General features: G+C 72.7%; 12 protein-coding genes and 3 tRNA genes. 11 read left to right on the top strand and 4 right to left on the bottom strand.

The annotated features are described in order from the left end of the window. Positions 1 to 349 precede the first annotated feature (349 nt). Positions 350 to 478, top strand: a complete 129-nt coding sequence (locus E1267_RS47435) for a hypothetical protein (RefSeq protein ID WP_281283718.1) — start codon at positions 350 to 352, stop codon at positions 476 to 478. Here E1267_RS47435 and hutH read toward each other — a convergent pair. The 3 genes from hutH to E1267_RS28030 are packed head-to-tail and all read right to left on the bottom strand — an operon-like array spanning position 475 to position 3,351. Then, positions 475 to 2,025: a histidine ammonia-lyase gene (hutH, locus tag E1267_RS28040; RefSeq protein WP_132336621.1), complete on the bottom strand. Its 1,551-nt coding sequence runs from the start codon at positions 2,023 to 2,025 to the stop codon at positions 475 to 477. The two genes, E1267_RS47435 and hutH, sit on opposite strands and share 4 nt — an antisense overlap. Positions 2,026 to 2,041: 16 nt before the next feature. Beyond that, positions 2,042 to 2,749 (bottom strand): ArsR/SmtB family transcription factor, encoded by a 708-nt coding sequence (locus tag E1267_RS28035; RefSeq protein WP_246064309.1) that lies wholly within the window; start codon positions 2,747 to 2,749, stop codon positions 2,042 to 2,044. Positions 2,750 to 2,799: 50 nt separating this feature from the next. After that, complete coding sequence (locus E1267_RS28030; RefSeq protein WP_246064308.1) at positions 2,800 to 3,351, bottom strand: hemerythrin domain-containing protein; 552 nt, start codon at positions 3,349 to 3,351, stop codon at positions 2,800 to 2,802. Positions 3,352 to 3,492: 141 nt separating this feature from the next. On the opposite strand from E1267_RS28030, the gene E1267_RS28025 reads away from it, so the two are divergent. The 9 genes from E1267_RS28025 to E1267_RS27985 all read left to right on the top strand — a co-directional run bounded on the left by E1267_RS28025 (position 3,493) and on the right by E1267_RS27985 (position 7,793). Next, complete coding sequence (locus E1267_RS28025; protein WP_132336620.1) at positions 3,493 to 3,732, top strand: SDR family NAD(P)-dependent oxidoreductase; 240 nt, start codon at positions 3,493 to 3,495, stop codon at positions 3,730 to 3,732. 80 nt (positions 3,733 to 3,812) lie between these two features. Then, positions 3,813 to 3,884: transfer RNA gene (locus tag E1267_RS28020), tRNA-Gly, on the top strand. A 15-nt stretch (positions 3,885 to 3,899) separates the two neighbouring features. Beyond that, positions 3,900 to 3,970, top strand: a tRNA-Cys gene (locus E1267_RS28015). A 10-nt stretch (positions 3,971 to 3,980) separates the two neighbouring features. Then, positions 3,981 to 4,055: transfer RNA gene (locus E1267_RS28010), tRNA-Val, on the top strand. A 38-nt stretch (positions 4,056 to 4,093) separates the two neighbouring features. Further along, the gene (locus tag E1267_RS28005) at positions 4,094 to 4,552 is read left to right on the top strand and encodes a nuclear transport factor 2 family protein (RefSeq protein WP_132336618.1); all 459 of its coding nucleotides are present in this window, start codon (positions 4,094 to 4,096) and stop codon (positions 4,550 to 4,552) included. A gap of 113 nt (positions 4,553 to 4,665) precedes the next feature. Continuing rightward, complete coding sequence (locus E1267_RS28000; RefSeq protein WP_132336616.1) at positions 4,666 to 5,226, top strand: hypothetical protein; 561 nt, start codon at positions 4,666 to 4,668, stop codon at positions 5,224 to 5,226. Between the two features lie 109 nt (positions 5,227 to 5,335). Then, on the top strand, positions 5,336 to 5,923 hold the full coding sequence (locus E1267_RS27995; protein WP_132336614.1) for a Rossmann-fold NAD(P)-binding domain-containing protein: 588 nt from the start codon (positions 5,336 to 5,338) through the stop codon (positions 5,921 to 5,923). Between the two features lie 107 nt (positions 5,924 to 6,030). After that, the gene (locus tag E1267_RS27990) at positions 6,031 to 7,125 is read left to right on the top strand and encodes an LLM class flavin-dependent oxidoreductase (protein WP_132336612.1); all 1,095 of its coding nucleotides are present in this window, start codon (positions 6,031 to 6,033) and stop codon (positions 7,123 to 7,125) included. Positions 7,126 to 7,163: 38 nt separating this feature from the next. Then, entirely contained in the window at positions 7,164 to 7,793 is a 630-nt protein-coding gene (locus tag E1267_RS27985) for an FMN reductase (protein ID WP_220449710.1), read from the top strand. Positions 7,794 to 7,835: 42 nt separating this feature from the next. Here E1267_RS27985 and E1267_RS27980 read toward each other — a convergent pair whose 3' ends face one another. Further along, positions 7,836 to 8,744: an NHL repeat-containing protein gene (locus E1267_RS27980; protein WP_132336609.1), complete on the bottom strand. Its 909-nt coding sequence runs from the start codon at positions 8,742 to 8,744 to the stop codon at positions 7,836 to 7,838. Between the two features lie 155 nt (positions 8,745 to 8,899). Between E1267_RS27980 and E1267_RS27975 the strand changes: the two genes are divergently transcribed. Then, positions 8,900 to 9,466 (top strand): hypothetical protein, encoded by a 567-nt coding sequence (locus E1267_RS27975; protein WP_132336607.1) that lies wholly within the window; start codon positions 8,900 to 8,902, stop codon positions 9,464 to 9,466. Positions 9,467 to 9,471 lie beyond the last annotated feature (5 nt).

Genomic DNA, 9,471 nt, shown 5'->3' with positions numbered 1-9,471 from the left:
GGGGCGCTCGGCGCACCCGGTCGAACCGGGCGCACGTCACCTTGCCCTCGTAGTCGACGACGACGGCCCACCAGCCCTGGCCGTCGAGAGCGGCGAGGTCTGTGGTGACGTCGCGCAACCCGGTCGCGAGCACGCCGCCTAAGTGGGCGTATCCGTCGTGCACATCTGCCATTCTCGCAGCATCCCGGCCAGCTCCGGCGCGGCGGGCAGCGGGGTGACCGGCAGGGCCGTAGACCTTGCGGGCGGGCGCCGTGCCGCGCAGCGGCCGCAGCACCAGGCCGCGCGGCACGGCGCCGGCCAGCCAGCTCGGGCACCAGCGTCACACCCAGTCCGGCGGCGATACGGGGAGGTGCGCAGGAAGTACATCACCGGCACTCCCCCGGCCAGCACGACGGTCGAGGTGTCGCGGTTGTTCATGCCGGGACTGCTGCTGGAGGTGGATGTGATCGTGGCGCTGCCGTCCCGCCGGGCCGGCTAGGCGAGGGGGCCCGTCACCGACTCGGCCGCCGCCACGACGCCGCCGTCGGCGACCAGGCGCACCGCGGAGTCGATCTCCGGCGCCAGGAACCGGTCGGGCCCGGGGGCGGGGACGGTCTCGCGCAGCGCGCCGACCACGGCCGCCGTCGCGGGCGCCGGCTCCAGCGGGGCGCGCAGGTCGAGCGCGCGGGCGGCGGTGAGCACCTCGACGGCCAGCACCCGCGTCAGCCCGTCCACGGACCTGCGCAGCTTGCGTGCGGCCGACCAGCCCATGGAGACGTGGTCCTCCTGCATGGCCGAGCTGGGGATGGAGTCGACGCTGGCCGGCACGGCCAGGCGCTTGAGCTCGGAGACGATGGCCGCCTGGGTGTACTGGGCGATCATGTGGCCGGAGTCGACGCCGGGATCGTGGGCCAGGAACGCGGGCAGCCCGTGGTTGCGGGCCACGTCGAGGAAGCGGTCGGTGCGCCGTTCGGACATCGATGCCAGGTCGGCGGCCACGACGGCCAGGAAGTCCAGCACGTACGCGATCGGGGCGCCGTGGAAGTTGCCGTTGGACTCGACGCGGCCGTCGGCCAGTACGGCGGGGTTGTCGACGGCGCTGGCCAGCTCCCATCCGGCCACGGTGGCGGCGTGCGCGATGGTGTCGCGGGCGGCGCCGGCGACCTGGGGCGCGCAGCGCAGGGAGTAGGCGTCCTGGACGCGGGTGCAGGCGTCCGGGTCGCGATGGCTGGCCATGATGCCGGAGTCACGCAGGATTCTCGTCATGTTGGCGGCGGACCGGGCCTGGCCGGGGTGCGGCCGCAGCGCCTGCAGCTCGGGCGCGAACACCCTGTCGGTGCCGAGCAGCGCCTCCACGCTCATAGCGGCGCTCACGTCGGCGGTCCTGACCAGCCTGGTGAGGTCGTCGATGGCGAGGATCAGCATGCCCAGCATGCCGTCGGTGCCGTTGATGAGCGCCAGGCCCTCCTTGGCGGCCAGTTCGACGGGCTCGATCCTGGCCTGCTTGAGCGCCTCGGCGGCCGGCTGCACCGCCCCTGAGGCGTCGCGTACGACACCCTCGCCCATCAGCGTGAGCGCGACGTGCGCCAGCGGCGCCAGGTCGCCGGAGCAGCCGAGGCTGCCGTATTCGTGCACGACCGGTGTGATGCCCGCGCTGAGGAGCGCGGCCAGGGTCTTCGCCGTGACCGGCCTGATGCCGGTGTGGCCGGTGGCCAGCGTGTGCAGGCGCAGCAGCATGAGTGCGCGTACGACCTCGGTCTCGACCTCGGGCCCGCTGCCGGCCGCGTGCGAGCGCACCAGGGAGCGCTGGAGCTGGGCGCGCAGCTCCGGGTCGATGTGCCGCGTGGCCAGCGCGCCGAACCCCGTCGAGATGCCGTACGCGGGCGTCGGGCTCTCGGCCAGCTCGTCGACCCGCTGGCGGGCGGCGGCCATGGCGGCGACCGCGTCGTCGGTGAGCCGCACCGGGGCGCCGTGGCGGGCCACCTGGATGACGTCGTGGAAAGTGAGGGGCTCCGGGCCGACGTTCACGACTCCGTTGTCGCGCATGGTGTCTCTCTCGCTGCTAGGTAACCGGCGTACCCGATGTTAGCTCCTTACCGGCGAACAACGCCGACAGCCCCCGCCCGCCCTCGTCGGTGAGGACGACGGACCTCGGCACCGCGCCCCGGCGCAGCCAGCCGCGCTCCAGCAGCACTCCCGTGATCGCCGCGCCGAGCGCGCCGCCGAGATGGGCCCTGCGCTCGGTCCAGTCCAGGCATTCGGGGGCGAAGCGCCTCCTGGAGCCGCGCGCGCCGGTCACGTCCACCCCGAGGCCCGACAGCAGCCGCTCCCCCGCGTCCGTGAGGTCGTGCGCGGCGTAGTAGCCGCCCTCCTTGAGCCGGTCGAGCAGGGCCACGCCCGCCCGTCCCGCCAGGTGGTCGTAGCACGTGCGGGCCTCCTCCAGCAGGCGGGCCTGCCGCGACTGGCGCAGCGAGCGCACGGGCGGGCGCCCGCTGATCCTGGCCAACGCCTCCAGTACCTCGGCCACCTCGTGACCGGCCAGCCGATAGTAGCGGTGGCGGCCCTGGCGCTCGACGTCCACGAGGCGGCCGTCGAGCAGCCTGGCCAGATGGGCGCTCGCGGTGGCGGCGCTCACCCCTGAGACCCTGGCCAGTTCCCCCGCCGCCAGCGCCCGCCCGCCCAGCAGCGCCGTCAGCATGGCGGCCCGCGTCGGATCCGCGATGAGCGAGGCGACGGGCGCGACGTCGGCGTCACGTGCGATGTGCTCCACGCCTGCCACGCTAGTACGGCGACATTTCGCCCGGCGTCGAAAGGTGACCGTCAACGCCTGCCGAGGGCCTTGCCGATCATGTCCCTGGCCCGGTCCATCAACGCCAGGGGCGCACCCATCAGCATGTTCCTGGCGGCGGACTCCGTGCCGGGGTGCGGGCGCACGGGCGCCAGGGCCTCCGCCGCCCTCACCGCCGCCGCCATGGCCCGCCGCTCGACCACGGAGGTGTGCGCCCGCAGCTTGACGAACTCGTAGCGCTCCTCGCTGCGCGCGTGCGCCGTCACGGCCGTGCGCAGCTCGCCCAGCCGATCCCAGAACTTCGGGTGGTCCACCCCGTCCTTGTGCAGCTCGACGAGGAGCCGCTTGGCGCGGTTCTCCTCCCGCAGCCGGTCGGCCACCACGCCGTGGCCGTTGTCGAGCTTCCTGCGCGCGTACGGGTGCACGATCTCCTCCTCGGCCGTCTCGTGCACGCACAACATCCGCGTCAGCCGGTCGAACGCCTCCTCGACCTTGTCCGGAGGCGCCTTCTCCACCTCGTCGAACAGGTCCCTGATGCGGCCGTGCTGGGCCATCAGGAGATCGATGACATCGTGTTCACCCACGAGTGCGCCTTACCCCCGCGCCCCGGGGGACACGCGCTCCGTTACCGAACACGGGCCTTACGGGGACCTAACACGGAGGTCACCCCGCGGGTACACGGGGCAGGCGTCGGCCGCAGGAGGCCCGGCCGCTAGAGTCCGGCCATGACCTCGGTCGCCCTCGTCACCGGCGGGTCCCGCGGCCTCGGAGCCGTCATCGCGCGCAGGCTCGCCGCCGACGGCCTGGCCGTCGCCGTCAACCACCACGCCAACGCCGACGGCGCCCGGCAGGTCGTCTCCGCCGTCCGGGAGGCGGGCGGCACGGCGGAGGCGTTCGCCGCCGACGTCACCGAAGAGGCCGGCGTCACCGGTCAGCGCCTCACCGTCAACGGCGGCCACACCTGACCTGCGCGGGCTTATCCAGTTTGGGGACTCGGCCGGAATTCGCTAGAGTTCTCTCGTCGCCCGGCGCGAGCGGGGCGCACGCGGAAGTGGCTCAGTGGTAGAGCATCACCTTGCCAAGGTGAGGGTCGCGGGTTCGAATCCCGTCTTCCGCTCGGGGCTTCCGGCTCGGTGGCGTGGCCGAGAGGCGAGGCAGCGGCCTGCAAAGCCGTAGACACGGGTTCAAGTCCCGTCGCCACCTCGCAGTGCAAGGACGATTAGCTCAGCGGGAGAGCGCTTCCCTGACACGGAAGAGGTCACTGGTTCAATCCCAGTATCGTCCACCACCTCATGTGCCCCAGGTCTGCGGCCTGGGGTTTTGCGCATGGCGCTGGCCATGCGGCCCGTCCGGCGCGACGATCATCTCATGGACACGCAGGAGATCGCCGACCGCCTCGAGATCACCGGCCTGCTGGCCCGCTACGCCCACGCGCTCGACTCCGGGCGGTGGCACCTGCTCGACGAGGTGTTCACCGCCGACGCCGTGATCGACTACACCTCGGCGGGCGGCATCAGGGGCGCCCGCGACGAGGTCAGGGTCTGGCTGGCGGGGGTGCTCGAGCACTGGCCGGGCAGGCTGCACCTGATCGGGGCGCCGAGCATCGACGTACGCGGCGGCGAAGCGCGGGTGAGCGCGCCCTTCACCGACACCCTCGCCCCCACGAAGGACCTGGTGGCGGCGGACGCCGAGGGTTTCCTGCACGGCGGCGGCTGGTACCACCACCTCATGTGCCGTACGCCCGGCGGCTGGCGCAGCGTGGAACTGGTCGAGGAGCAGAGCTGACGCACCGCCCGCTGAGCTCGGGCGTGTCACAGCGTCGCGGGGTCGTTCGTCTTGTTGGTGTAGAAGGCCCGGCCGAGCGCCGCCGCTCCCGTCCCGCTCGCGAGGTGAAGCCCTTGCCGTCCACCCCGGACGCCTCCCACACCGGCCACACCGGCCACACCGGCCACACCGGCCACACCGGCCACACCGGCCACACCGGCCACACCGGCCACACCGGCCACGCCGGTCACGCGGCCTGGCGGATCGCCGTCGAGGCCAGCGAGGGGCTGGTCACGGCCGGCGCGCGGCCCGTGTACGCGCTGCCGTCCTTCCGCGGCTCGTTCTACCTGCGCCCGGCCGCGTCGCTGGCGGGGTTCGCGCTGAGCTTCCCGCTGCCGTCCCCGGCCCCGTCGCCGGGCGAGCTGACGTGGGAGGCGGTGGAACTGGGCGCGGGCGGGTCCCCGCGCGAGGTCGCCGGGCAGGGCTCCCTGCGGCTGGGGCGGCGGCTGGCCTTCGCCCCCGTGTCGGGCCGGTGCGTGGAGGTGCCCGGGGGCCGCTCCGGACGCCCGTACCTGAAGATCATGCTCGTGACGCGGCTGCCGCTCGCCCTGCGCTGGCCGCCCCCGGCCTGGCACCGGCTGCGGCCGGCCACGCTGCGGCTGTTCACCGAGATCCGGCCCGCCCTGGAGCGGTGACCTGCCTGCACGAGGGGCGTCCTGCCGCCTCCGGGGTGGATCCGCCGGGCGGCCTATCCTCTCTGTGACGGCCCTCTGACGGGCATCACGTGGGAATCGGGGCGAGCGCGTGAAGGTGATCCTTTTCGGGGCGACCGGGACGGTCGGGCGCGGGGTGCTCAGGGAGTGCCTGCGTGACGACCGGGTGACGGCGGTGCTCGCCGTCGGCCCCGTCCCGTCGGGGGCCGGCCATGCCAAGCTGCGCGAGATCGTGCACGCCGACCTGCTCGACCTGTCCACGATCGAGGCCGGGCTGCGCGGCCATGACGCGGCTTTCCTCTGCGTCGACGGGTCCCGGCACGTCGACGTGGCCCTCTCCGTGGGCGAGACGCTGGCGCGGGTCAACCCCGGGTCCGCCTTCGTGTACGTGTCGGCGGGGGCCGGGGGGAATGGAGCGGCCGAGAACGCGCTGCTCGCGCTGCCGTTGCGGTCCTACGTGTTCCGGCCGGGGCACGTCCGTCCTTCGGACGGCGTCACGTCGCCGGCCGGGTTCCACCGGCTGGCCTACATCGTCGTCCGGCCGCTCCACCCCGTCCTGCGGAGGATCTTCCCCGCGACGGCGACCACGCCCGAGCGCATCGGCCGGGCGATGATCACGGTCGCGGAGCGTGGCGCGCCCCGGCGGGTGCTCGGGCCCGACGGCATCAACGCACTCTGATCCGCGCCCACCCGTGTCCACGGGCGATGGCTGATGGTGGAATATCGGGACGGGCTTCGGCGCTACGTTTTTTGTCAAACTTTCAACGGTCATGGACGGTGACTAACGTGCAGTTCGGGATCTTCAGCGTGGGCGACGTGACCACCGACCCCACCACGGGCCGGACGCCGTCCGAGCACGAGCGCATCAAGGCGATGGTGACGATCGCCCTCAAGGCCGAGGAGGTCGGCCTCGACGTGTTCGCGACCGGCGAGCACCACAACCCGCCGTTCGTGCCGTCCTCGCCGACCACCATGCTCGGCTACGTCGCGGCCAGGACCGAACGGCTCACGCTGTCCACCGCCACCACGCTGATCACCACCAACGACCCGGTGAAGATCGCCGAGGACTTCGCCATGTTGCAGCACCTGGCGGACGGCCGGGTGGACCTCATGATGGGCCGGGGCAACACCGGGCCGGTCTACCCGTGGTTCGGCCAGGACATCCGCCAGGGCATCCCGCTGGCCATCGAGAACTACGCGCTGCTGCACCGGCTGTGGCGCGAGGACGTCGTCGACTGGGAGGGCCGCTTCCGCACGCCGCTGCAGGGCTTCACCTCGACGCCGCGCCCGCTCGACGGGGTGCCGCCGTTCGTGTGGCACGGCTCGATCCGCAGCCCCGAGATCGCCGAGCAGGCCGCCTACTACGGCGACGGCTTCTTCGCCAACAACATCTTCTGGCCGAAGGAGCACTTCATGCGCCTGATCAACCTCTACCGTGAGCGCTACGCTCACTATGGTCACGGCACGCCCGAGCAGGCCATCGTCGGCCTGGGCGGCCAGGTGTTCATGCGCAGGAACTCCCAGGACGCGGTGCGCGAGTTCCGCCCGTACTTCGACAACGCGCCCGTCTACGGCCACGGGCCGTCGCTGGAGGAGTTCACGGCGGAGACGCCGCTGACGGTGGGCAGCCCGCAGCAGGTCATCGACAGGACGCTGCAGTTCAGGGAGCACTTCGGCGACTACCAGCGGCAGCTGTTCCTCATGGACCACGCGGGCCTGCCGCTGAAGACGGTGCTGGAGCAGCTCGACCTCCTGGGCGAGGAGGTCGTGCCGGTGCTGCGCGAGGAGTTCGCCAAGGGCCGCCCCGCCGAGGTGCCCGGCGCCCCGACCCACGCCTCCCTCGTCGCGGCGGCGAACTCCGCCGCGTCCGTCACCGCCTGACCCGCCCAGATCCGCAGGACATGGAAGGACCGACGCACATGAAGCTCGCCATCGTCACCGCCGGCCTGACGCAGCCCTCCTCCACGCGCCTGCTCGCCGACCGCCTCGCCGAGGCGGTGCGCCGGCGGCTGGAGGAGCGGGGGGAGGCGGTGGACGTACGCGTGGTCGAGCTGCGCGAGCTGGCCGTGGACATCGCCGGCGCTTTCGTGGCCGGCTTCCCCAACGCCCGGTTGCGCACGGCGATCGAGGAGGTGACGCGGGCCGACGGGCTCATCGCGGTCACGCCGATCTTCAGCGGCTCGTACAGCGGCCTGTTCAAGAGCTTCTTCGACGTGATCGACAACGCCGCGCTGGAGGGCAAGCCCGTGCTCGTCGCGGCCACCGGCGGCACCGTCCGCCACTCGCTGGCGCTGGAGCACGCGCTGCGACCGCTGTTCGCCTACCTGCGCGCGGTCGTCGTGCCGACGGCGGTCTACGCGGCGTCGGAGGACTGGGGCGGCGGTGGCGACGCCTTCACCGACGGCCTCGGTGCGCGCGTCACCCGCGCGGCGGGCGAGCTGGCCGGGCTGCTGGAGCACCGCGCGCCCCGGCGGGACGACGCCGAGGAGGTCGTCCCGTTCGAGCAGCAGCTCGCGGCCCTGCGCCCCGCTGACGGCAAGGTGCGCTGACGGCCGCGGGAACGCGGACCCGCCGTGCCCCCGCGGTCCCTGTCAGCGTTTGACGGCCACCACCGTGTACGGCGTCTCCGGGGTCGGCGTCGTGGTGAAGCGGGCGTTGGGCAGGTAGAGCCGGTGGCCGTAGGCGGCGACCGTCGTGGGCACGTCGAAGCGGGGGTCGGTCAGCCGCTTGACGATCTTGCCGGACGAGCCGTCGCGGGCCAGTCCGACGGCGGCGACCGTGTTGTCCCGGTTGAGCACGGCGTACAGGGTGCGGCCGGAAAGGAGCAGTCCGTCGCCGTTGGTGAGCGCCTCGCCGCCCAGGTCGACCTCGGTGGTGGCGCCGGATGACGGGTCGGCCTCGAACAGCTTGCCGGTGTTCGACTGGACGACGAGCAGCGACCTGCGGTCGGGGCTGGGGGCGATGCCGTTGGCGTTGATGCCGGAGCCGTACTCGATGTCGCCCTTCAGCGGGATCGTGACGGCCTTGGCGGGAAGCGCGCCGCCGCGCCCGAGCTTCAGCTTGTAGAGCACCGGGTTGGTGGAGTCGGTGAAGTAGGCGGCTCCGCGGGTGAGGATGACATCGTTGACGAACGACTCGCCGGTGGCCAGTTTGTACGACTTGATCACCTTGCCGGTGCGCAGGTCGATCACCCGGGCGTCGCCGCCCGTCCCACCCGCCACGAACAGCCGCCGCCCGTCCGTCTCGAGACCGAGCGACGGCGTGCCCGGCCCCTTGCTGACGACGGACCCCTTCCCGGTGCGCAGAGAGGCCCGGTAGATGTCACCGGTCGCGCGGGAGCCGAAGTAGGCGTACGGGCCCGGCCCGATCGCGATGCCCTCGGGCTGGAACCCGTCGGGCAGGTCGAACGTGCTGGGCTTGCCCGTGGCCTGCGCGGGCACACTGCCCACGAGGACGACGGCCAGGGCGCTGAGTGCGGTCTTCAGGATCGCGGATCTCATGCGCCCACGATGCCTCCGCGCGCGGGGGCGGGCAACGGCCGCCGCCGGGCTTCACAGCGAGTTCGCAGGAATGCCCGGGGACGGGCGAAGGGGGCCTCACGCGAACGGATCTCGCGCGGTAGTTTGGGACAGAGCCGAACAAACGGGGTTTTAACATGTCAAACGGTGCCCGTCATGCTCTCGGAGTGCTCGCCGGGCTGCTCCTGCCGCCCCTGATCGTCGCCGGGCTGTCGTACGGCGTCGGCGAGTTCACCACGCGTACGCGGATCACGTTCGAGCCCTCCTGGCTCGGGCTGGCCCTCGTCGCCGCGGCGGCGATCGCGTTCGCCTTCCTGGTCGGCTCCCGCCTGTCGCCGGTGGCGTCGCTGCTCGGCGGCCTCCTGATCACCGCGCTGGGCGTGCTGCCCATCCTGGAGCTGATCACCCGCCAGCGGCTCCTGCCGACCCAGTGGCTGCCGCCCGAGGCCGGGATCGGCTTCCAGACGCTGGCCCACTCGTCTCTGCTGTTCTTCCTCGGGGTGACGGTGCTGGTCGTCTCCATGTTCCCGTCGAGGTGGCGGGCCGCCGACCGCCGACCGCCTCCCGACCAGCACTATGAATACGGCCCCGACTACGGGCCCGGCTACGGGCCCGGCTACGGGCCCGACTACAGGCCCGCGCAGGCGCCGTACCCGTCGCAGAGCGGCCCCGATGACGCCACGCGGCCGATGTTTCGCGAATGAGCCCG

This window comes from Nonomuraea longispora, assembly GCF_004348345.1.
GTDB lineage: Bacteria > Actinomycetota > Actinomycetes > Streptosporangiales > Streptosporangiaceae > Nonomuraea > Nonomuraea longispora.
Note: the sequence above shows the minus strand (reverse complement) of the source record. Positions and strands in the feature narration are given on the sequence as shown.

What these genes read in the sequence shown, in the direction of transcription:
- hutH (WP_132336621.1), bottom strand. Translation starts at nt 2,025, where the DNA reads ATGCGCGACAACGGAGTCGTGAACGTCGGCCCGGAGCCCCTCACTTTC.
- E1267_RS28025 (WP_132336620.1), top strand. Translation starts at nt 3,493, where the DNA reads ATGACCTCGGTCGCCCTCGTCACCGGCGGGTCCCGCGGCCTCGGAGCC.
- E1267_RS28005 (WP_132336618.1), top strand. Translation starts at nt 4,094, where the DNA reads ATGGCGCTGGCCATGCGGCCCGTCCGGCGCGACGATCATCTCATGGAC.
- E1267_RS27985 (WP_220449710.1), top strand. Translation starts at nt 7,164, where the DNA reads ATGAAGCTCGCCATCGTCACCGCCGGCCTGACGCAGCCCTCCTCCACG.
- E1267_RS27980 (WP_132336609.1), bottom strand. Translation starts at nt 8,744, where the DNA reads ATGAGATCCGCGATCCTGAAGACCGCACTCAGCGCCCTGGCCGTCGTC.
- E1267_RS27975 (WP_132336607.1), top strand. Translation starts at nt 8,900, where the DNA reads ATGTCAAACGGTGCCCGTCATGCTCTCGGAGTGCTCGCCGGGCTGCTC.